Origin of the sequence: Rickettsia sp. MEAM1 (Bemisia tabaci), assembly GCF_002285905.1 — a bacterium.
In the GTDB taxonomy this organism is placed as follows: domain Bacteria; phylum Pseudomonadota; class Alphaproteobacteria; order Rickettsiales; family Rickettsiaceae; genus Rickettsia.
Genome location: NZ_CP016305.1, coordinates 29,807 through 52,662, shown reverse-complemented (window position 1 = coordinate 52,662; position 22,856 = coordinate 29,807). Strand labels below are relative to the sequence as shown.

Here is a 22,856-nt window from a genome sequence, read left to right as displayed (position 1 = left end):
TGTTTGTTTAGAAGTTCTTATGATTAACTTAAACGATAGACAGTCTACTTTAGTCGTTGCGATGTCTGGCGGCGTTGATAGTTCAGTGGTTGCTGGGATATTGTGCGAACAAGGCTATAATGTAATAGGTATTACCCTGCAATTATACGATCATGGTATGGCTGTGGGCAAAAAAAATGCTTGTTGTGCAGGTCAGGATATTTATGATGCTAAAATGGTCGCAAATAAGCTTGGTATGCCTCATTATGTGCTTGATTATGAAAGTAAATTTAAAGAATCGGTAATAGATAATTTTGTTGATAGCTATCTGCGAGGTGAGACGCCTCTGCCATGCGCACAATGTAATAAATCAGTAAAATTCAGGGACTTAATCAAAACTGCTAAAGAACTTGGAGCTGATAAACTTGTTACAGGTCATTACGTACGAAAAATAAATGGTGATAATGGTCCAGAACTTCATATGGGACTTGACCCTTTAAAAGATCAAAGTTATTTTTTATTTGCAACTACCAAAGAGCAGCTTGAATATTTAGATTTCCCGCTTGGAGACCTTACTAAAGACGAAACAAGAAAACTTGCTAGTAAATTTGGGCTTGAGGTGGCAGATAAGCCTGATAGTCAAGATATTTGCTTTGTACCTGATGGGAATTATAAGAACGTAATAAATAAGATACGTCCTAACGCAAGCGAAAGCGGTAAGATTCTGCATATAAATGGTTTTGAGTTAGGAACTCATAGCGGCATAATTAACTATACTATAGGACAACGTCGTGGTCTTGGGATATCTTACCACGAGCCTTTATATGTGATAAAGATTGATCCTAATAGTAATATAGTATATGTAGGTCCAGAATCTGCGTTAAACGTGCAGGAATTCGTAATTAAAGACGTGAATTGGCTAGCCGGTAGCCTAAAAGATGGCGAGAAGCTGGAAGTAAGCGTTAAAGTCCGCTCAACAAGACCCCCTCGTTTAGCTGAAATAAGTAAGCTTGAGGGTGACAGAATGAAAGTAAAGTTTTTGTCTGAAGAAAAGGCTGTTGCCCCTGGACAAGCATGCGTTATTTATGACGGCACAAGAGTACTTGGCGGCGGCTGGATTACTAGGGATATAAATTGTCATCCCGTGGCTTGTCCACAGGATCCAGTAAAAAATATCAATAATATTGATATTTTTAGTTGTTTTTTTGGATACCGTGGTCAAGCCACGGTATGACACCGAGGGTGTTGTTCGATCCTCGCAACAATGCCGCCACGGGGTGACATTAAGTATGACACATAATTCATAAAAAAATAAGCTCACTAAAAACAGGAGAAACTAATGAGTTTTTTAAGAAAGAAAAGTTTTGAATCAGTAAAGGAAATAGGTAGCTCGAGCGGTCTTAGTAAGACTCTTGGAGCATTTGATTTAATATTACTTGGACTTGGTGCTATGATTGGTACTGGCGTGTTCGTTGTTACCGGCATAATAGCCGCTAAATATGCAGGTCCTGCTGTTATGATATCTTATGCGATTGCGGGTATTACCTGTATTTTTGTAGCCTTTGTTTACACTGAGCTTGCGGCAATGCTTCCGACATCCGGTAGTATTTATACTTATTCCTATGTTGCATTCGGTGAGGTATTTGCTTGGATGATTGGTAGCGTTATAATATTAGAGTTAGGAGTTGCTTCAGGAATAGTTGCTGCCGGTTGGTCTGGTTACGTACAAGGGATACTCGCAGCTGGTGGAATTGAGTTGCCGAAAGCTTTAACCACAGTGCCGACAAATGGCGGTATAGTAAATTTACCTGCATTCTTAATTTCGGTATTTATTGGGTTTATTTTATTTTTAGGTACTAAAGACAGTAAAAAATTAAATGCTATTTTAGTATTTATTAAAATGGCGGCGATATTCGTCTTTATAATTGCTGCTGCTCCACATTTTGATGCAACTAATTGGAGCAATTTTATGCCGTTTGGTTTTAGTAACGTCTTAGTTGGTGCATCTATTCTATTCTTAGCCTTTACAGGATTTGGAACAATTGCAACTGCTGCCGAAGAGTGTAAAAACCCAAAGCGTGATATAATGATCGGTATTATCGGCTCGCTCGTTTTAACTACTATAGTATATGTAGCAATGGCAGGTCTTGTTACGGGTATTGCACCTTTTGATCAGTTAAATAACGATCAACCGCTTGCTTATGCTTTAACTATCAACAACAGTAAAATCGGCTTAGCTATCGTTGCAACCGGTGCAGTTTGCGGTATGATGACGGTGTTAATGATGAATATTTATGGTACTTCACGTATTTTTTACGCTATCGCACGTGATGGGTTACTACCAAAAAGCTTTGCAAAATTACATCCTAAGTACGATAGCCCATACATTACAATTATAATATTTGCATCTTTAGCTGCTATTCTTGGAGGATTTTGTTCAACGGAATTATTGACCCAATTAACTTCGATGGGAGCAATTATTGACTACATAACTGTTGCAACAATAGTGTTGTTGTTTAGAACAAGACTACCGAATGCTCAAAGAGCTTTTAAATGTCCTTTGGTATATATTATTGCTCCTTTTATTATATGTGCATGTGTATATTTGTTATTTATTCAAGTATTTGATGGTGAATTTAATTTACATACTGCAGGACGTGCTTTATTAATTTGGTTTGTTACGATATTTGTTTTATATATTGTAAGATCATTTTTTATGAAAAAAGAAATATAGTTAATGTCCGTCATTGCGAGGAGGTTATTTTAATAACCGACGTGGCAATCTCATGAAATAATACGAAAATTCCTGAGATTGCTTCGTCAAAATTTTTAATGTCCCCCTTCGGGGATCAAAAATCCCTCGCCTTTAGGCGAAGGGAAGATATAATGAAATTGCTTTAGCAATGAATTTATATCAAGAAATATGAGAAGTTATAGAAAGAATAGTCATAGTCAGTATGATTTAAAAGTGCATCTTATATGGATACCAAAATATAGGAAGAGAATATTGATAGGCAAAGTATCGGAAAGGACTAGAGATTTACTGAGGCAGATTTGTATGGAACATGAAGTACATATAATTTCAGGGAAAATATCATGTGATCACGTACATATGTTTATCTCATATAAGCCGCAAATATCTCTTAGCAAGTTAGTACAGTATTTAAAAGGCATTAGCTCAAGAATTTTATTGCAAGAATTTACTCATTTACGAAAACAATTTTGGGGCAATCATTTGTGGGCTAGGGGCTATATGGCAGTCAGTTCAGGTAATATAACTGATGAAATGATACAGCACTATATTGATGAACAGGAAGGTGAACCTGTGAATGATGATCGATTTCTAATCGATTCCACTTTATAACCCCTCAGCTTATAGCTGAGGGTTGTTTAGTTTTTCCTCGCAATGACATCAAAACCAAAAAAACAAAACTAGTATAATGACTGATAAACTCCAAACACTTCGAGGAATGAAAGATCTTTTGCCGGATGATTATAAAGTTCATGACTATATAATCAAAAAAGCAAAAGAGGTTGGGGAATTATATGGCTATAAGCAAATGAGTACGCCAATACTCGAATATACCAAAGTCTTTAATCGCTCAATGGGTGAAAGCTCTGACGTAATTAGTAAAGAAATCTACAGCTTTTTAGATAAAAGTGACGAATCGGTAGCTCTGCGTCCTGAATTTACAGCAGGGATTGTAAGAGCTTTTATCTCAAACGGCTTGCAGCATAAACTACCTCTCAAATTATTTTCTACTGGTCCTGTTTTTCGTTATGATAGACCGCAAGCAGGGCGTCAAAGACAATTCCACCAGCTAAATTATGAATATTTAGGGGCTAAAGGAGCTATTTCCGATGCTGAAACCTTAAAACTAGCAGTAGATATACTTGAAAGTTTAGAGGTTTTAACCGATACTACTTTAGAGCTAAACTCTCTTGGTTGCAGTCAGTCACGTGCTACTTATCAGCAAAAATTAGTAGAATATCTAAATGACTTTAAGGATGAATTATCAGAAGATAGCAAAATAAGGCTAACTAAAAACCCGATGCGGATTCTTGATTCTAAAAGTGAAGTTGATCAAAAAATAGTAGCAAATGCCCCTATTTTATCAGAGTATTATACTGATGAGTCAAAAGAATATTTCGAAGAGTTATTGAAATATCTTGATATTTTAGGCGTGAAATACACCATAAATGTACGTCTGGTTAGAGGACTTGATTATTACTGCCATACTGCTTTTGAATTTACGACTACAAAGCTAGGAAGTCAATCCACTATTCTTGCTGGCGGGCGTTATGATAGGCTTAGTCGCATTATGGGCAATAACGATGAAGTGCCAGCGATAGGTTTTGCAGCAGGAATTGAGCGAATAGCCTTGATGCGAGAATATAATATAGATTCAGTAACTCCGATATTTATATTGCCAATAGGCGAGAATAATATTCCGCATTCTTTAAAAATAGCCGATCAATTACGCTTACATAACATACCTGCGTTGATAGAAATAAGCGGTAAAATGGTAAAAAGAATGCAAAGAGCCTTGAATGATAATGCCAAATTTATTGTCTTTATCGGTGACGAAGAACAAGCAAATAACAAACTCAAAATCAAAGATTTAGAAAAGCAAGAAGAGTATATTTTGGACTTTTCGAAAACAATTGAGTTGCTAAAAAAGTCTTAGACTTCTTTTATATATTATTGTACAAAGGGGCATTGCCTGCGTGGATCATTCCCACCCTGTCATCCCGTGATTTATTCACGGGATCCAGTTAGAGGTGCTGGTTTATAGCATTTTTTAACTATATTGCACACGTACAAAACTTGTAGTTTTTCCTCGCAATGACGCTAAATAAATTTTTAAAAATAATATATGAAAAAAAAACTATATGAAGGTTCAAGCAAAACCCTATATACTTCTGAAGAAGAGTTTTTGCTTGTAATGGCTTTTTCTGATAGAGCTACTTTAGAAAATGGTGAAATTATTGATGTATCAGGCAAAGGAGTGCTTAATAATAATATCTCTTCTTTTGTAATGAATAAGCTTGAAATGATTGGCATTGAAAATCATTTTATTGAAAAGCTAAATATGAGAGAGCAATTAATTCAATATGTTGAGATGTTTCCTCTGCAAGTAGTTGTATCTTCTGTTGCGTGCGGTAGGTTTGTAAAAGAATTTGGCATGGATGAAGGCTTTGTATTTGATAAGCCAATAATTGACTTTAAAGTAAAAAGTCGTGAGTTTAAATATCCGATAGTTAATGAACATCAAATATTAAATTTTGGTTGGTTAACTAAAGATGAAATTAATACAGTTAATAAGCAAGCTTTGCGTATATATGACTTCCTAAGCGGTTTATTTATCGGCATCGGTATTAGGCTTGTTGAATGCAGCCTTGAATTTGGACGGGTATTTACTGGTGAAGAATCTTTGGTAATGTTAACTGATGAAATTAGCCCTGATACTTGTAAATTATGGCACATTAATAGTAATGAAAGACTAGGATTTGAATTGCTAGAAAAAAAACCAGCTAAAGCTTATGAATCATATAAATTAATAGCTGATCGTTTAAAAGAAAAATAAGTTAGAATAAAAAATGATAAATATTTCTTTCCCTGATGGGAGTGTAAAACAGTTTGAAAAGAATATTACCGCATTTGAGATAGCGGTAGTTATTTCAACATCGCTTGCTAAAGCAGCAATGATTGCTGAGATTAATGGTGAGCTTAAAGATTTAAGTACTCAAATTGATAGTGATTGTAAATTGCGTATTTTGACTGTTAAAGATCCTGAATGTCTTGAAGTTATAAGGCATGATGCTGCACATTTAACAGCGGAAGCAGTAAAAGAATTATTTCCTGAAACGCAAGTAACAATCGGTCCTGCTATTGAAAATGGTTATTACTATGATTTTGTTAGGGATAAACCTTTTACTACTGATGATTTAGCGGTTATAGAAGCTAAGATGCATGAGCTTGCTAAACAGAATGAGAAAGTAATAAGAGAATTGTGGGATAGGGAAAAGGCTGTAGAGTTCTTTAAATCGATAGGTGAGCATTATAAAGCTGAAATTATTGCTTCCATCCCGTCAAATGAGCCTATTAGTTTGTACAGGCAAGGTAACTTTATTGATTTATGCCGAGGTCCACACGCTCCATCTACCAGCTTTGTTAAACATTTCAAACTGATGAAAGTTGCGGGAGCTTATTGGCGTGGTGATAGCCGAAATGAGATGTTGCAGCGTATATATGGTACGGCTTGGGCTACTAAAGAGCAGCTAGATAGTTATTTATTCATGCTTGAAGAAGCTGAAAAGCGTGACCATAGAAAATTAGGAAAAGAACTTGATCTATTCCATTTTCAGGAAGAAGCTCAAGGAATGGTATTTTGGCATGATAAGGGTTGGAGTGTATATAATACTATTGAGCAATATATTAGAAGAAAGATTCGTAAGAACGGTTATATTGAGGTTAAGACCCCTGTTTTAGTTGATAAGAGTCTTTGGGAGCTTTCGGGGCATTGGGAAAAATTCCGTGATGATATGTTTGCTTTAGAAACAGACGACAAGACGCTTGCTTTAAAGCCGATGAACTGCCCTTGTCACGTACAGATTTTTAAGCAGGGTATTAAGAGCTATCGAGATTTGCCGCTTCGTATGTCTGAGTTTGGCTTATGCCATCGTAATGAGGCGTCAGGTGCTTTACACGGGTTAATGAGAGTGCGAAGTTTAGTGCAGGATGATGCACATATATTTTGCAGCGAGGAACAAATTACTGAGGAAACAGTTAGCTTTTGTAAGTTACTGACAGAGATTTATAAGGATTTCGGTTTTACTGATATAAAAGTAAAATTCTCTGATCGACCGGAGGTTAGAGCTGGTAGCGATGAGACTTGGGATAAGGCTGAGAATGCTCTAAAAGAGGCAGTAGAGAAAGCCAGTTATAGCTATACACTAAACCTGGGCGAGGGTGCTTTTTATGGTCCTAAGCTTGAATTTGTGTTAACCGATGCAATAGGGCGTCAATGGCAATGTGGAACTCTGCAAATAGATTTTGTTTTGCCTGAGCGTTTAGATGCTAGCTATGTTGCAGCAAGTGGTGAGAAAAAAAGACCTGTGATGTTACATAGAGCAATACTTGGCTCGCTTGAACGTTTTATTGGGATATTAATTGAAGAATATGCTGGGCGTTTTCCTTTATGGCTTGCTCCTGTACAGGTTGCAATAGCTACTATTACAAGTGATTTAAACGATTATGCTTTAGAAGTACAAAAAGCTTTAATTGAGAGTGGCGTGCGAGTTGATATTAATATATCACCCGATAAAATTAACTATAAAATTTGTGAATTTTCTAACCAGAAAGTACCAATGATTGCGGTAATTGGAAAACAAGAAAAAGAGAATAAACAAATAACTATTCGAAGACTTGGAACTACCGAGCAGGAAGTATTATCAATCGAGCAGTTGATAGAGCTAGTTAAAGAAGAGAATAGTAAGTATATTTAGCTGTCATCCCGTGGCTTGTCCACAGGATCTAGTAATCGTCATTGCGAGGAAAAACTGTAAGTTTTGACAAAGCAATCTCAGGATAATAAAATGAGATTGCCGCACTCGCTTTGCTCGTGGCATTGCCCGTGTGGATCGAAAAACATCCGAGGTGTCATACCGTGGACAAGCCACGGGATGATACCAAGTGCTTTTTTGGAGCTATGCAACAACATCGACATCGTCATGGTATCCAGTAAAAAATATTGATAACCTACATTTTTAAATTATTTTTCTGGATCCCGTGGACAAGCTACGGGATGACATATTCAATAAATGCAATATATATTTCCTTTTAATAATTCTTCAAAATATCATCCTGAGGAATTTATTGTTTCTGAATTTAATGCCTTAGCTTATAATGCTTTACAAAATTGGCAGAATAGCTTTGGCGTTAATCCTTATAAGTTTACTTTACTAATAAAGGGTCCTGCCTCTTCAGGCAAAACCTATCTAACCAAAATATGGCAAAATTTAAGTAATGCTTATGTAATTAAAGATATTTTTTTTGATGATAAGATTTTAGCAAATCATAATGCTTTCATTATTGAGGATATAGAAAATTGGCAGGAAACAGCATTGCTTCATCTATTTAATCTTATTAATGAAAAGCAAAAATATCTTTTACTTACATCTAATAATAAAGGTAAAAATTTTACCTTACCTGATCTATCATCACGTATTAATTCTATATTAAATGTTCTGCTTTGTCCTCCTGACGATGAATTAATTAAAATTTTAATATTTAAACATTTTGCTACATCTTCTGTAACAATATCACAAATAGTAATAGATTTTTTATTAGTGAATTTGCCTAGAGAATATAACAAAATTTTAGAAATATTAGAGTATATCAATAACTTTGCGTTAACTTCTAAGAGAAAAATAACTATTCCATTAGTTAAAGAAGCTTTAAGTTTTGTAAATATTTCTTGCTAATTTTTTACTTTTTTATTGACTTCCATATAAAAAAATATAACTCTTTTTGCAGTTTATTTTTTATAAGGAAGTTATGTTAGGATATCAAAAAGAGCAAAGAAGTTTAACCAAAAATCAAAAACAAGCAATAAGTTTACTATCTATAGGAACTTTCTTAGAATATGTTAATTTGATGCTATATGTTCATATGGCTGTGCTACTTAATACAATATTTTTCTCTCCAGATAATCTTTATTCAGTAAAAGTATTATCTGCTTTTGCTTATTGTTCAACATTTGTATTTAGACCATTTGGAGCTTTATTATTTGGCTGGATTGGATATAATATTGGACGTAAACCAACAATTATAATTACAACCATAATGATGGTAGGTACTTGTATAGGTATAGTTGTTCTACCTTCTTATGAGGAAATAGGTTTTACTGCAACAGTGCTTATTACTCTTCTTAGAGGGTTGCAAGGTATATCTTCTGCTACCGAAGTTACAGGGGGGGCTGAACTTTATATTACAGAGATGGTAAAGCCTCCAGTGCAGTATCCTGCTGTAGCGTTAATTACCCTCTTTGGTACTTTAGGGGTATTAGTCGCACTTGGTGTTGCTACTATTGTAACTTCCGGAAATTTAAATTGGCGTTATGCTTTCTTGTTCGGAGCATTAGTTGCAATTACCGGTACTATGGCACGTACAACACTTAAAGAAACACCTGATTTTATTGATGCTAAGCGAAGAATAAAGTTAAGTTTAGAAAAAACCAGTTTAGTTTTTCTATATGTGTAGAATATTTAAGCATTTGAGTATCAAGAGTTAATAAGGTTAGTTTTTCTACTATTGCTTGTGCAATTAATAGCCTATCAAATGGATCTCTATGATAAGAAAGTAAATTTGTGATGTAAGTGCTATGTTCAATAGTAATAGGTAATTTTTGGAATTTATTAGCTTCAATAGCTTCTTCTAAATCATCTGGAACTTCTAGTTTTCCTAAAGATTTTTTAATAGTAATTTCCGATGTGTTTACACTACTTACAAAAATTATGTTATTGGGATTAGCTATAATTTCTATTATACTAATTGGTAAAACCTTATTGTTATTTAGCCATCGTAATAAAATATGGGTATCTAGTAAATATTTAATCATAATTATTTGAAAAACTCCATAAAATCGTCAGGTAATTGATCAAAATCTTCTTTTATAACTACTTTCCTTTCCCAATATCCAGGTTTACGTTTTTCATTCTCTTTATCTGTTTTAGATAGTTCCAAAGAACTTGTTTTTTCATTAATAATATCATCAACTTTTAATTTAAAAATCCTTAATTTTTTAAACTAATTTTATCTACTTCATTTTATATTTCAAGTCAATTAATGTCCCCCTTCGGGGATCAAAAATCCCTCGCCTTTAGGCGAAGGGAAGATATAATGAAATTGCTTTAGCAATGAATTTATATCAAGAAATATGAGAAGTTATAGAAAGAATAGTCATAGTCAGTATGATTTAAAAGTGCATCTTATATGGATACCAAAATATAGGAAGAGAATATTGATAGGCAAAGTATCGGAAAGGACTAGAGATTTACTGAGGCAGATTTGTATGGAACATGAAGTACATATAATTTCAGGGAAAATATCATGTGATCACGTACATATGTTTATCTCATATAAGCCGCAAATATCTCTTAGCAAGTTAGTACAGTATTTAAAAGGCATTAGCTCAAGAATTTTATTGCAAGAATTTACTCATTTACGAAAACAATTTTGGGGCAATCATTTGTGGGCTAGGGGCTATATGGCAGTCAGTTCAGGTAATATAACTGATGAAATGATACAGCACTATATTGATGAACAGGAAGGTGAACCTGTGAATGATGATCGATTTCTAATCGATTCCACTTTATAACCCCTCAGCTTATAGCTGAGGGTTGTTTAGTTTAAATTCTATACACTAAAATCCCTTGACTTAGGTTAATTCCTATAATATCCTGTAATTTACCATTAAATCCCAAGATAACCCAAATAATACCAATGAATATATTTTTATCGAAATTTATCAATATTAATATTGATAAAAAGGGTAGGGTATCAGTACCGGCGAATTATCGAGCGGTATTAGGGAAAGAAGTATTTAATGGGATAATTGCTTATCCGTCTATTAGAAATAATTGTATAGAAGCTTGCGGTATATCCCATATTGAGAAACTAAGACAGATGATTGAGTCGCTTGATCCGTATTCTGAAGAGCGTGATGCTTTTGAGACTATAATATTTGGCGAAGCTGTACAGCTTTCATTTGATGGGGAGGGCAGAGTAATATTGCCTGCATCTTTAATGCAGCATGCGGGTATTGAAGATCAAGTATGTTTTGTAGGTAAAGGAGTGATTTTTGAGATTTGGCAACCGCAGAATTTCAAAGATTATTTAGCTTCTGCTCAAAAACTTGCTCACGAGAAACGTTTAACTTTAAGGAATACGAATTGATGCAACAGCCTCATATACCCGTAATGTTAAACGAGATGCTGAAGTTTTTAGCACAAAAAACTGGTGAATCCTACTTAGATTGCACGTTTGGAGCAGGTGGTTATAGTAAAGCGTTATTAGAAAATTGTGATTGTTATGTCACAGCTTTGGATCGTGATCCAAATGTCATTAAGAAAGCAGAAGAGATAAAACATAATTATAAAGATAGATTTGATTTTGTAGAAACAAATTTTGGTAATTGTTTTGCAAAGCTCGAATCAAAAAAATTTGACGGCATAGTGCTTGATTTAGGTGTTTCTTCTATGCAACTTGATATACCAGATCGTGGATTTTCGTTTTTACATGATGGACCTTTAGATATGCGTATGAGCGGGCAGGGGCTTAGTGCCGAAGAGTTTATAAATACCGCAGAAGAAAAAGATCTTGCGGATGTAATTTATAAATATGGCGATGAGACTTTTTCCCGAAGAATTGCTAAGAAAATTGTAGAAGTAAGAAAAGCCGCAAGGATTGATAGTACTGGAAAATTAGCTGATATAGTGCGTAGCTGCATAGGTTTTAGAAAAGGTAAAATTGACCCTGCAACTAAGACTTTTCAAGCCATCAGGATTTATATAAATAACGAACTTGGAGAGCTTGAGCAGTTCTTAGCGAATGTAAAAAACATACTAAAAAAAGATGGTCGTTTAGTTATTGTTTCGTTTCATTCGTTAGAAGACAGAATAGTTAAGAATTTTTTCAAAGAAAATTCAGAAAAGCCAGTAGCAAGGTCAAAATACGCTAAAGAAGATATTATATTGAACCCAGATAAATGGCTTAAGATTATTACTAATAAAGCGGAAATACCATCAGATAAAGAGATATCTCTAAATGTAAGGGCAAGATCAGCAAAGCTAAGAGCAGCAAAAAAAATATAATTATGAGTATTAAGAAATTTCATTACCTAGTATTGCCAGTGATAATTGTAGCGGTTTGCAGCTTGTTTACCATTAAGGAACGAGTTTCAACCCTTGATTACCAATTAAGTAGTGTTTTAAAACAAATAAATAGCGAAAATAATAATATTCATATTTTGAAAGCAGAAAAAGCTTATCTCATCTCGCCAGCAAGATTAAAAAATCTTGCAACTGCTTATTTAGAATTACAAACGGTGAAACCTTGTCAAATGGTAAGAGATCCATTATCACCGATTACTGCCTCAAATATTAGATTTGATCAAGATATTAATATTTTTAAAAGCAATAATAATCGGAGACATAAAAGAATTACAAATAATAAATATATACAGACAGTTTCAAGCCGAGAGAAATGATATACTCGTTGAACTTAAAAAATTGGCTGCGTTGTCTTTGTAATCCTCAGATGCTCACGTACTAAATGTACGCTCCGCTCTTCGGTTTACAGACTCCTTGCTCTTTTTCAAGTTGAACTTCGTCTATCCATATTTTATTTCAAAGCATCTACTTGAAACAAAACAAATTAATATGAAACAGATTTTAGAAAAGTGGAAACCTGATATTAAGAGTTTAATATTTTGGAATGTTTGTAGTAAAAATACAAAAATCCGATTATTGATAGTTATTGGTGCTTTTTCTATTCTTTTTTGTACCTTATCTTACAGGCTTATAATAGTTGCTACTAATGTTTACGATAAAAACCTCCACGCTTTAAAAAAAAATAGCCAGTTTAGAAAAGAAATAGTCGACCGTAACGATAATTTGCTTGCTGTAAATTTGCCATCTGCGTCATTATTTGCCAATCCGCAAATAGTAATTGATCCCGAAAATTCCGTAAAAAAAATAGCTGAGATTCTGCCCGATATCAACAAGGCTAAGCTACTTGCTGATCTTAAATCCAATAAAAGTTTTATATGGGTTAAAAGGGATTTATTGCCTAGTCAGCAAGAAAGAATAATGAGTCTTGGGTTGCTTGGTTTTGATTTTGAAGAAGAACAAAAGCGTATTTACACATTTTCTAACTTATCATCGCACATCGTGGGTTATGTTGGTAGGGATATGGCGGGGCTTAGCGGACTCGAACTTGCTTATGATAAATATTTAACTAATTCCGATCTTGATTTAAATAAGCCAGGAAAGCAGAAAGAGCCGCTTAAATTATCAATTGATATTAGGTTGCAAAGTATCTTGAGCGAAGAGATCGACAAGACTTTAAAGCAATTTAGTGCTATAGGAGCGGTGGGTATTATTGCGAATCCTAATAATGGTGAAATTTTAGCTTTAGTTAGTAAACCGGATTTTGATCCACATTATCCAAGTGCTGCAAAGCCTCAACAGCTTTTTAATATGGCAAGCCTTGGAATTTATGAAATAGGTTCGGTATTTAAATCTTTGACTATGGCGGTCGGTTTCGATACTGGTGCAATAAATATGAATGATGCTTATGATATAAGCTATATGAAAGTCGGTGGTTTTCAGATTAAGGATTATACCCCAAGACAAGGGTGGCATAGTGTACCGGATATTTTTCTGCATTCTTCAAATATCGGTGTAAGTCAGATTATGCTTGAAGTAGGTAAAAATAATTTCAGGAAATATTTAAAGAAATTAGGTTTGCTAGATCAAGTGCAAATAGAATTGCCGGAGCGAGGTACTCCTCTTTTTCCTTCAGAAAAAAGATGGAATGAATTAACTAGTGCTACTATGTCTTATGGTTATGGTATTTCAATTAGTCCTTTACATTTTGTTAGGGCAATGCTACCTGTCGTAAATGGTGGTATTTTATACGATCTTACCTTGTTAAAAAGAGATGATGAAAAAGTTGAAGGGACAAGAGTATTTAGCGAAAATACTTCAAAGCAAATGAGGCAGTTATTTAGAACTGTGGTAAAAGATGGGACAGGTAAAAGGGCAGAGGTAAAAGGATATTTGATTGGTGGAAAAACCGGTACTGCTGAGAAATTATCAAGTAATGCTGGTAAAAAGAAATATCTTAAAAATAGTCGTACTACTTCATTTTTGGGATTACTGCCAGCCTCAAAGCCTGAATATGTTATCTATATTATGATTGATGAGCCAAAACCTACTAAAGAAACGTTTGGCTTTGCAACAGCTGGCTGGACTGCTGCCCCTACTGCCGGAAGAGTGCTTGAACGCATGATATCACTATACGGCTTAGAGCCGATAGAGCAAATAGGGGAGGTGGTGGAGTAAAGTAATATGTTGCCCCGTGGCGGCATTGTTGAGTGATTCTGATGTCATTCCCGCGGAGGCGGGAATCCAGAAAAATAAACTTAAAAGCAACAAGTTCTTTAAATTAAAAGCTCGCTTTATACTGGATTCCTGCTTTCGCAGGAATGACATAATGACGGGGAAACTTAAGCCGAGTCTAATAAACATTTTTTCAGAGGTTCATATTTATGCAAAATCAAAATTCCGATTAAGCAAGTCAGACGATAATCAAATTCAAAATAAGGAAAATGATACACAGGTCAAAGATAATAATTTGAGCAAGTCAAATGATAACCAGGCTCAAAATAAACAAGATGATGCTCAAGTAAAAAATGATCTCAATGCCATTAGAGCCCCACTTACAGCCACTAACAATCCTACCGAACTCGCACGTTTAGCTAGTGCCGCTGCGGGTCTTGCGTCCAGCACTAATAATCGAGAATTATTAGACCAAATCAAAAACCTCCAATCCTCCATTTCTAAAAAAGAAGAAAACGCCGAGCAGATCATATATTCAGAAGCTTCTGAAAAAGGCTTGAATATGGAGGGTCAAAGTCCTGAAGCCATCCGAGAACATCAAGAGCATATAGAAAGGGAAGCTAGGATAGAGAAGAATTGGACCGAGTACGAGAAAATTAAAAAAGAATCATTAGATCGTTTAAAAGAGGATAATAAGCTTTTGAATCAAATGATTAATGATCCTAATTCTTTAACAGAAGAACAAAAGAGATTAGCACGTGGCGAATATCTTAATGAAGAAGAAAGAAAAGAAGCTGAAAGAAAAGCCCAGCAAGATATTGATTTTGCAAAAAGAACGTATGAACTAAACAACCCTCAGCTTATAGCTGAGGGTTGTTTAGTGCAAATAGCCCCTAAGGTAGAATTTAATAATGTTGACGAATATACTTATAAAGTAGAATTATTAGGCTAAAATAAAATATTATTCTGTAGCTGTGTTATTTTTGCATAACCATTACCCACGTGCATCATTTACCCCTGTCATGCTGCGACTTTTCCTAGTTTGTTGTCTGACTCTGATGTCATTCCTGCGTAGGCTTTGTTGCGTGGTTCCGGTGTCATTCCTGCGAAAGCAGGAATCCAGTAATAAAAAAACTTAAATACGTTAAACCTCTAGCACTAAAAGCTCGATTCATCTCGCTTTTTTCTGGATCTAGTTAGCAAGCCACGGGATGACTACCTTAGGATGCTTTTCGATCCACGCGGGCAATGCTGCCATGGGATGACAGGGAAAAATGATCCACGCAAGGATCACTAAAGCATGTTTTAACCCCTGCAAAAAGACCCAAAAAAAATATATATTTGATGTTTTTTTATTTTTTTTGAAAAAATAGCTCGCATTTTGCTATAAAATAGGTATAAGTTCTTTACAATCCAATTTTTTGTAAGGAACTTATGCTGGGTCACAAAAAAGAGCAAGTTAGTTTAACTCGCAATCAAAAAGAAGCCATAGGCTTACTATCTGTAGGTACATTTCTCGAATATTTCGATCTCATGCTATATTGTTCATATGGCGGTGTTACTTAATGAACTGTTTTTTCCTGAAGCAGAGCCGCATACTGCTAAGCTTTATGCTTCTGCAGCCTTTTGTGCTACATTTATTTTTAGACCTATCGGAGCTTTAGTATTTGGTTGGATAGGTGATACTATAGGACGTAAGACTACAGTAATAATGACTACATTTATGATGTCTATATCCTGTCTTATTATGGCTAACTTACCTACTTATGCGGAAATAGGTGTAGCAGCTGCTTGGATAATGACAGCTTGCCGTGTATTTCAAGGGCTTTCTTCTATGGGGGAAATAATCGGAGCAGATCTTTACTTAACGGAATTAGTAAAGCCTCCTATACAATATTCTGTTGTGGCAACTTTAGAAAGTTGTTTTGTATTAGGAGGATTTGCTGCTTTAGGTATAGCTGCACTTGTTACTTCGTTTGGGTTTAACTGGCGTATGGCATTTTGGGCAGGTGCAGGAATCGCTTTAATTGGGGGTTTTGCAAGGACTGCCTTGAGAGAAACTCCCGAATTTGTAGATGCAAAACGTCAACTGGTAAAAACTTTAGAAAAGGCTAATATAGATAAGAAGAAAATAGAAAATTTTTCTTTACTTAAAGAAAGCTCAAGTATAAAAAAGTTAATGGCATTTTTTTTAACAGATTGTGCATGGCCTTTAGGTTTTTACCTCACATATATTTATAGTGGTGATATCTTAAGAAATAACTTTAATTTTACTCCCGAGCAAGTTATACATCAAAATTTATTTGTTTCTGTAGTAGAATTATTAGGAGCTTTTTTATTAATATATTTAAGCACTAAAATTTATCCTTTAAAAATTTTAAAAATAAAGTTATCGGTATTTGTTATTTTTGTTGTAACATGCCCTTATTTATTTTATAAAGCCACGAGTTCAACTCATATATTTTTAATACAATCATTTATTATGTTATTTGGTTGTTTTATTAATCCTGCTTTCCCAATTTTTTATAAGCATTTACCAATTTTAAAGCGTTTTACTTATGTTAGTTTTTCTTTTGCATTATCTCGGGCTGTTATGTATGTAATAACTTCGTTTTGTATAATTTATTTAACTGAATATTTTGGGTATTGGGGATTATTAGTTATTTTAGTTCCAGTTACCATAGGTTTTGGTTATGGGGTAAGCTTTTTCCAAAAACTGGAACAAGAGATTGGAAATTATCCTGAGAAACTATTTCAGGTTCATCGGGAAATAACATAAAATTAAGATTTTTATAACATAATCTAATCAATTGTTGTTTTATATTAGGAACTTCTAAATATAGAGCTGTTCCTACAAAATTTATTAAAGTTTCCTCTATAATTTTTTTAGCTTTTTCAGGTGATTTAGCCCCTAAGGTTTGAACATTATGGATACGATCGAATAATTTTATTAAAGCTGTATCATATCGTTTTTGTTTAACTAATATGTTCAAACTTTCTTCAGCGGTAATTTTTCCATAAGATTTAACTCTTGTTAGACCTTCAACGTGTTTTGCAACTTCTTCCCCGAAGATTTCGACAATCATTTCTTCAGTTAATGCCGTATCTTCGATAGTATCATGTAGTAGTGCTGCTTGCATCATTATACCAGTGTAAAGTTTAGGTACTTCCATTGCCGTAAACTCTGCCACCATAATTGCCACTTCAACCGGATGGGAATAATATGGATCGCCTGACTTACGCATTTGCAAGCCATGATATTTACGAGCATAATATATTGCTTTCTTGATTTCTTCAAGATTTACAGGGTTTGCTACTTTAGTATTTAAATATTTGAGTTTATTGAGAAGTTTTTTAGCATAAATGCATTCTTCAAACTTTTCTTTCCAAGAGCTTAAATCTTCCATAAAAGTTTATTTTAGTTGGTTAAAACAATTCTTGTACCAGCTTATAATCAAAATGAAAAGTAAAAAATTATAATGATGAATGTTTTTAAACTTTATGTTGCAAAATTTAGTTATTATTAAACTTTAACCTCCAGTAAAATTTCTTATTGACTTTTGATAAAAAAAGTATAAATTTGCTCAACACTAAAAATTACTTTTTTATAAACAAATAAGAGTTACGTTAACGTTTGTTAAAGTCATATAATTAGTAGAGAAATTAAGCTCTTTCTTGATTAGTTAATTAAAATTATTTGACACCAAATATAAGTTATATTGACAACTAAAATAAAGGAAAAGCAATGAAAAAATTTTTATTATTATTCATAATATCTATCATCCCTTTAAATTTATTCGCTCAAGCCAAAGTAAATAATATAGTTGCACCAGTCAGCTATTTTATAAATCACGTTCAGCCACTAAATCAAATAAAGACTAATTTAGAAAAATAGAGGCAAACAAGTATTGTAGGTGTTAGCGGGATGGGTAAAACTCAGTTAGCTAGAATGTATGCTTATGGAAATAAGGATAATTATAATTTGATCTGGTTTATTGATTGCAATTTAAATATTAACGATGAACTTTTAAAGCTAGCAAAAGCTATTAACAAAGCTGAAGAGAAAACTGTAATTGCAGAAGAAGCAGCTAATGTAAAAAAAGAGTTAATGGAATATCTAGGGCAAAGTGATAAATGGTTATTAGTATTTGATAATTTAAAAGTAGGTGAGAATAAAAAAGTACAAGATTTTATTAATTGGGAGCATAACGGCAATATTATATTTTGCTCGCAAGATAGCGATATGATGCCTTATATAGTCAAAGCTGTACCATTTGAAAAGCCCGAAACTATTAAGCTTGCTAATAATATTTTGTTGGACAAAGATAATAATTTAGTAGAATTTTTGGTACAAGAATTTAAAGGTTATCCAGTATTGATAGTACAAGGAGCACAAATATTAAATAATGTTCCTGGATTAGATAAAGAAAAATATAAACATCAAATACAGAAATCTAACGATAAAATAGATTATAATATATCGCTGGTGATTAAGCAATTAAGTTCTAGTGCTAAACAACTTCTAAGTAAAATAGCATTACTCAATAATCAAAGTTTTTCCAAAGATTTTCTTGGGATTATTACCGATAATAAAGATAATCTTAATGATGATATTTTTGAGCTATCAAAATTTGCTTTAATAACAAATATAGATGCTAGTGAGGATAATCCTGTTTTTGAACTGCATGATGTTATTGCACAGAAAATATTAGAAAAAAATAGTGCAAATAATAGTAAGTATCTAGAAGAGGCAGTTACTAAATTTATTAATGGTACACCGCAAGGTGGAGTAAAAGCATTTATGTATAGAAACGCTAAAACAGTACCAGAAAATATTGAGATAATGACGCAAAATGCTGAAAAATATAATATAGGTACTTATAAATTATTGGAGTTAAAACTAAAGCAGATAGTGCAGTGTGATAATTCTTATGATCTAGTAGGTGGAAAGAAATTAGTTGATTGGTTTGATAAAAACGATATAGATGGAAAATATAAATTATGGTTAATGAACAATGAAGAAAAAAGAGTATATGCTGAATATTTAAACTTAATAGGAGCGTATTACTTAAAATCTTCTAATTATCAGAGGTCTATAGAATATTTTAGGAAATCTAACAAGGTATTTGAAGATGTTAAAGGATATGAAGAAATGAAAGCTAATGTAGTATTTGGTTTAGCACTTGTATATATTTCAGTAGGAAATGTTGAGGAAGCACGAAAAAGTATAGAAATTTTAAATCAAAAATTAGACGAAAAGTTAGAAGATAGTTCTGATAGAGCAATGTTGTATATAGCTGAAGCAAGATTATCTTTTTTAGAAGGGAAATATAATGAAGCACTAGAAAAGAGTAATAAGTCTATTCAAGCTATTATTTCTAATGGATTATCTCCAGATGCTTTATTTCTCACTGGTAATTATTTAACCAAATCTGAAGCATTAAATAAACTAGGTAAATATAAGGAAGCTCTTACTCAAGTAGAGCAAGTGTATAACATGCAAAAGCGTGTAAAAAAGAAACCAATATAATATTTGGTAGAATATTTACTCAAAAAGCAATAGCATTATTTGGTTTAGGTGAAAAAGATAAAGCTTTAGAATATGCAGATAAAGCAATAGAGATTTTTAAGAATAATGATAAAAGCTTTATGAGTAGAAGAATACCTAATGTATTCAACCCTATAATAGCTATTACATGCACAATAAGAGGGGATATATTATTTGCGAGTGATAAGCTTGAGGAGGCTTTAGATAGCTATATGGATGCACGAGGTATATATTTTAATGTTTATAGAAGAAATTATAAAAATGTAGCACAAGTAAGTGAGGTAAATCTTAAAGGAGCAAAGGTTGCATGCAAAAGAAAAGACACGCTTAACTATAAGTTTTTTGCTAAACCACAAATTATAGATTTTGGAGCGGAGCATCCTGATTCAATTGAAATGCTTGAATATTGTAAAACTTATGGCATGGGTTTAATTAGTAACAAAGCTTATATAGATAAATCTAAAAAATAGGAAGATTAAAAAGAGGGGGCATTTTGCCCCCCTTATACTTTGTAGAAAATTTAAGCTATTTCAGATGTAACTTCAGCTGTTTTACCGGTTAGCTCAAATTCTGATACTTCGGTTTTATCAATTAACTGCTTAGGTAACTGCTTGACTATAAAACTTTTATCATAATCTTGTTTTGTTTTTGGGTGTACTCTTACAATAGACAAAGGCGTAATCTGATCATATACAGTATTTCTAATATTAGGATCAGCTCCATTTTCTAAAAGAAATTGAGCTATCTCATACAATTTTAGTGTACAGGAATAATATAGAAGAGTGCAATGATCTCCATCTTTCATATTAATATCAAACCCTTGATTAAGAGCTTGTTTAACAAGAATTTTAAAATCATTTATTTGATCTGAAGTTTTAACAAGAGAAAGTGCTACACACAAAATGTCCAAGTCTTTAGAATTAGGTGTAATAAATTTGATATGAGTTGGATGCATATAATTTTTAATGTCCCCCTTCGGGGATCAAAAATCCCTCGCCTTTAGGCGAAGGGAAGATATAATGAAATTGCTTTAGCAATGAATTTATATCAAGAAATATGAGAAGTTATAGAAAGAATAGTCATAGTCAGTATGATTTAAAAGTGCATCTTATATGGATACCAAAATATAGGAAGAGAATATTGATAGGCAAAGTATCGGAAAGGACTAGAGATTTACTGAGGCAGATTTGTATGGAACATGAAGTACATATAATTTCAGGGAAAATATCATGTGATCACGTACATATGTTTATCTCATATAAGCCGCAAATATCTCTTAGCAAGTTAGTACAGTATTTAAAAGGCATTAGCTCAAGAATTTTATTGCAAGAATTTACTCATTTACGAAAACAATTTTGGGGCAATCATTTGTGGGCTAGGGGCTATATGGCAGTCAGTTCAGGTAATATAACTGATGAAATGATACAGCACTATATTGATGAACAGGAAGGTGAACCTGTGAATGATGATCGATTTCTAATCGATTCCACTTTATAACCCCTCAGCTTATAGCTGAGGGTTGTTTAGTTTTATTATTAATGAGTTTATTAATAATTGAGTTATTATTAATTATCAAGTTAATTTTTTAATAAAATCAATGCATGATAAATCGAATAGTACAGGACAGTTGTTAAAAAAGAACCCGTCATTGCAAGGAAATTATAGCATTATTGTATGGCTTGAAAAATGCTATATATATCATTCCCGCTTAAGGCTTACTCCGCGTGGATCATTTTTCCCTGTCATTCCGTGATGGCATTGTTGCGTGGATCGGAAAACACCTTCGGTGTAATCTAGTTTCTTGTCCACGGTAGTAAGTAAAAATAACTTTTGATACTAATAATTTATTAAATTCATTGTATTTCATATTAATTTTTTTGGATTATAGATACTCTAAATAAATTTTACAACTAATATTAGAAATAAAAATAGTAGTAGCAAAAAAACAACTAATAGTTTGTAAAATTTTAAGCATTAATGGCTTTTAGTAAAATAATAAAACTTAATTGCCAATTGACTTTTTTAGGGAGTTAAGTATACATTGTAACTGAAATAGCTATTAAGCTATTTTGGGATGTAAGAATCTCTTGTTACATGGTGGGTATCTACCATTAAATGATACTATCCTCGGCTTTATTACGGTCGGGGTATCAATAGCCTTTAGGTTTAAGGTATGCACCTTAAACCTAAAGGCTATTGTAAACTGTTGTAACGGTTTTCTTACCTCCCCGACCACCAAAGTTTCATTCATTGGTGGTTTTAATTAATCGGGAGCCATCAAATGTCAAATCAAAATAAAAAAATCATTCACAATATTAATTTAGACTTCATTGAAAGAGAAGTAAATATTCTAAAAGATGAAGTTGCACATTTATTAGAAACCCCCGTAACAGATAAAGATATTGAAAGAATAGAACAACGCTTAGAAGAATTAGAAAAAATGTTTTACAATTTGAATTGACGCTAGTTAGTAATGTGCAAGGGTTTTGCTTGCATGGGTCGGTTTTCTCGTCATAAGCTACACAATTGCAAGGAGGGTGGCAACCAGAAAAAACAATAAAAATGCTATGCATTTTACTAGATTGCTTCGTCAAAACTTATAGTTTTTCCTTGCAATGACGAAAAACCGATCTACGTAACAATGCCCGCTCGTAATGACAACTCCCAATCTACGCAATAAACTCTTGACGAAAAATAGTTTAAATTTTGTTTGTAGAGTCTATATGCATATCCATTAAATATTCTGCTAAATGTTTTTGTACTTCTTCTGACTTACCTTTTAAAGCACATTGATATACTTCTTGTATAATAGTAAGTAATTTTATGCATAGAAAAATCAATATTTTTGTCGGAAATGATATTTGTAGTAAGGCTTACAACTTCGCCAAATAATTTTATCTGTTCGGGTTTTAAAATATCAAATTGAATTTCTTTATCATCAGAAATTAAGGATTCTACCTTAACATTTAAAGCATTTGCTAATTGCTTAATAGTATAAATGCCAGGGTTTTTAGAGCTACCAAATATTATACTATTAACAGTATTTCTACTTAGTCCTGTTAAATTTTCAATATCTTTAGCACTCATTTTTCTTTGAGCCATTAACTCATTAATTTTGGTTTTTAAATTTGACATAAAAATAAAGTAAATTCATCGCTTGTGTTAAATATAAAATATAAACAAATTTCTTTACATTTCTACA

Annotated in this window: 23 protein-coding genes and 1 pseudogene; 20 read left to right on the top strand and 4 right to left on the bottom strand. The window is 33.1% G+C overall.

The genetic code is table 11. From position 1 onward, the window contains the following. Nucleotides 1-19: 19 nt before the first annotated feature. The 8 genes and pseudogenes from mnmA to BA173_RS00210 all read left to right on the top strand — a co-directional run. A pseudogene (mnmA, locus tag BA173_RS00245) lies at nt 20-1,111 on the top strand (tRNA 2-thiouridine(34) synthase MnmA); the annotation flags it as partial. Nucleotides 1,112-1,318: 207 nt separating this feature from the next. Further along, complete coding sequence (locus BA173_RS00240; RefSeq protein WP_016948251.1) at nt 1,319-2,713, top strand: amino acid permease; 1,395 nt, start codon at nt 1,319-1,321, stop codon at nt 2,711-2,713. A 189-nt stretch (nt 2,714-2,902) separates the two neighbouring features. Next, the gene (tnpA, locus tag BA173_RS00235) at nt 2,903-3,343 is read left to right on the top strand and encodes an IS200/IS605 family transposase (protein WP_095568239.1); all 441 of its coding nucleotides are present in this window, start codon (nt 2,903-2,905) and stop codon (nt 3,341-3,343) included. Between the two features lie 76 nt (nt 3,344-3,419). Continuing rightward, on the top strand, nt 3,420-4,667 hold the full coding sequence (gene hisS, locus BA173_RS00230; protein WP_016948252.1) for a histidine--tRNA ligase: 1,248 nt from the start codon (nt 3,420-3,422) through the stop codon (nt 4,665-4,667). 189 nt (nt 4,668-4,856) lie between these two features. Beyond that, a complete protein-coding gene (locus BA173_RS00225) occupies nt 4,857-5,567 on the top strand; it encodes a phosphoribosylaminoimidazolesuccinocarboxamide synthase (protein WP_016948253.1) in 711 nt (236 codons plus the stop codon). A gap of 13 nt (nt 5,568-5,580) precedes the next feature. Continuing rightward, nucleotides 5,581-7,488, top strand: a complete 1,908-nt coding sequence (thrS, locus tag BA173_RS00220; RefSeq protein ID WP_016948254.1) for a threonine--tRNA ligase — start codon at nt 5,581-5,583, stop codon at nt 7,486-7,488. Nucleotides 7,489-7,803: 315 nt separating this feature from the next. Then, a complete protein-coding gene (locus BA173_RS00215) occupies nt 7,804-8,466 on the top strand; it encodes an HdaA/DnaA family protein (RefSeq protein WP_016948255.1) in 663 nt (220 codons plus the stop codon). A gap of 73 nt (nt 8,467-8,539) precedes the next feature. Continuing rightward, nucleotides 8,540-9,244 (top strand): MFS transporter, encoded by a 705-nt coding sequence (locus BA173_RS00210; protein ID WP_232505948.1) that lies wholly within the window; start codon nt 8,540-8,542, stop codon nt 9,242-9,244. On the opposite strand, the gene BA173_RS00205 is transcribed toward BA173_RS00210, so the two are convergent. Further along, nucleotides 9,186-9,602 (bottom strand): type II toxin-antitoxin system VapC family toxin, encoded by a 417-nt coding sequence (locus tag BA173_RS00205; RefSeq protein WP_198387185.1) that lies wholly within the window; start codon nt 9,600-9,602, stop codon nt 9,186-9,188. The two genes, BA173_RS00210 and BA173_RS00205, sit on opposite strands and share 59 nt — an antisense overlap. A gap of 318 nt (nt 9,603-9,920) precedes the next feature. Between BA173_RS00205 and tnpA (BA173_RS00200) the strand changes: the two genes are divergently transcribed. The 8 genes from tnpA (BA173_RS00200) (at nt 9,921) to BA173_RS00170 (ending at nt 16,885) form a co-directional block, all read left to right on the top strand. Then, nucleotides 9,921-10,361 (top strand): IS200/IS605 family transposase, encoded by a 441-nt coding sequence (gene tnpA / locus BA173_RS00200; RefSeq protein WP_095568239.1) that lies wholly within the window; start codon nt 9,921-9,923, stop codon nt 10,359-10,361. Nucleotides 10,362-10,486: 125 nt separating this feature from the next. After that, on the top strand, nt 10,487-10,939 hold the full coding sequence (gene mraZ, locus BA173_RS00195) for a division/cell wall cluster transcriptional repressor MraZ (RefSeq protein WP_068041537.1): 453 nt from the start codon (nt 10,487-10,489) through the stop codon (nt 10,937-10,939). Next, complete coding sequence (gene rsmH / locus BA173_RS00190) at nt 10,939-11,856, top strand: 16S rRNA (cytosine(1402)-N(4))-methyltransferase RsmH (RefSeq protein WP_016947748.1); 918 nt, start codon at nt 10,939-10,941, stop codon at nt 11,854-11,856. Before mraZ ends, rsmH begins: the two co-directional genes overlap by 1 nt. 2 nt (nt 11,857-11,858) lie before the next feature. Continuing rightward, on the top strand, nt 11,859-12,251 hold the full coding sequence (locus BA173_RS00185) for a hypothetical protein (protein WP_016947749.1): 393 nt from the start codon (nt 11,859-11,861) through the stop codon (nt 12,249-12,251). A 172-nt stretch (nt 12,252-12,423) separates the two neighbouring features. Further along, a complete protein-coding gene (locus BA173_RS00180; protein WP_016948627.1) occupies nt 12,424-14,109 on the top strand; it encodes a peptidoglycan D,D-transpeptidase FtsI family protein in 1,686 nt (561 codons plus the stop codon). 151 nt (nt 14,110-14,260) lie between these two features. Further along, nucleotides 14,261-15,058 carry a hypothetical protein gene (locus BA173_RS00175; protein WP_068041540.1) on the top strand — a complete coding sequence of 266 codons (798 nt, stop codon included), beginning with the start codon at nt 14,261-14,263 and terminating at the stop codon, nt 15,056-15,058. A gap of 482 nt (nt 15,059-15,540) precedes the next feature. After that, nucleotides 15,541-15,672, top strand: a complete 132-nt coding sequence (locus BA173_RS08870) for a hypothetical protein (RefSeq protein ID WP_306452518.1) — start codon at nt 15,541-15,543, stop codon at nt 15,670-15,672. Beyond that, nucleotides 15,656-16,885, top strand: coding sequence for an MFS transporter (locus tag BA173_RS00170; protein ID WP_306452517.1), 1,230 nt, complete (start codon nt 15,656-15,658; stop codon nt 16,883-16,885). The genes BA173_RS08870 and BA173_RS00170 overlap by 17 nt, the downstream gene beginning before the upstream one ends. Here the strand turns inward: BA173_RS00170 and BA173_RS00165 are convergent. Next, on the bottom strand, nt 16,782-17,513 hold the full coding sequence (locus tag BA173_RS00165; protein WP_068791195.1) for an HD domain-containing protein: 732 nt from the start codon (nt 17,511-17,513) through the stop codon (nt 16,782-16,784). The two genes, BA173_RS00170 and BA173_RS00165, sit on opposite strands and share 104 nt — an antisense overlap. A 518-nt stretch (nt 17,514-18,031) precedes the next feature. Here BA173_RS00165 and BA173_RS00160 point away from each other — a divergent pair. Both BA173_RS00160 and BA173_RS08300 read left to right on the top strand, forming a co-directional pair. Beyond that, a complete protein-coding gene (locus BA173_RS00160) occupies nt 18,032-19,636 on the top strand; it encodes a tetratricopeptide repeat protein (RefSeq protein WP_232505947.1) in 1,605 nt (534 codons plus the stop codon). Nucleotides 19,637-19,755: 119 nt separating this feature from the next. Continuing rightward, nucleotides 19,756-20,124: a hypothetical protein gene (locus BA173_RS08300; protein ID WP_016947832.1), complete on the top strand. Its 369-nt coding sequence runs from the start codon at nt 19,756-19,758 to the stop codon at nt 20,122-20,124. Between the two features lie 50 nt (nt 20,125-20,174). Here BA173_RS08300 and BA173_RS00155 read toward each other — a convergent pair whose 3' ends face one another. Then, nucleotides 20,175-20,609, bottom strand: a complete 435-nt coding sequence (locus BA173_RS00155) for an ankyrin repeat domain-containing protein (protein WP_016947831.1) — start codon at nt 20,607-20,609, stop codon at nt 20,175-20,177. Nucleotides 20,610-20,710: 101 nt separating this feature from the next. On the opposite strand from BA173_RS00155, the gene tnpA (BA173_RS00150) reads away from it, so the two are divergent. After that, nucleotides 20,711-21,151, top strand: a complete 441-nt coding sequence (tnpA, locus tag BA173_RS00150) for an IS200/IS605 family transposase (RefSeq protein ID WP_095568239.1) — start codon at nt 20,711-20,713, stop codon at nt 21,149-21,151. A gap of 784 nt (nt 21,152-21,935) precedes the next feature. After that, nucleotides 21,936-22,115, top strand: a complete 180-nt coding sequence (locus BA173_RS00145) for a hypothetical protein (protein ID WP_012151779.1) — start codon at nt 21,936-21,938, stop codon at nt 22,113-22,115. A 311-nt stretch (nt 22,116-22,426) separates the two neighbouring features. Here the strand turns inward: BA173_RS00145 and BA173_RS00140 are convergent, their stop codons facing one another. Beyond that, nucleotides 22,427-22,789, bottom strand: coding sequence for a helix-turn-helix domain-containing protein (locus BA173_RS00140; protein WP_016947760.1), 363 nt, complete (start codon nt 22,787-22,789; stop codon nt 22,427-22,429). Nucleotides 22,790-22,856 lie beyond the last annotated feature (67 nt).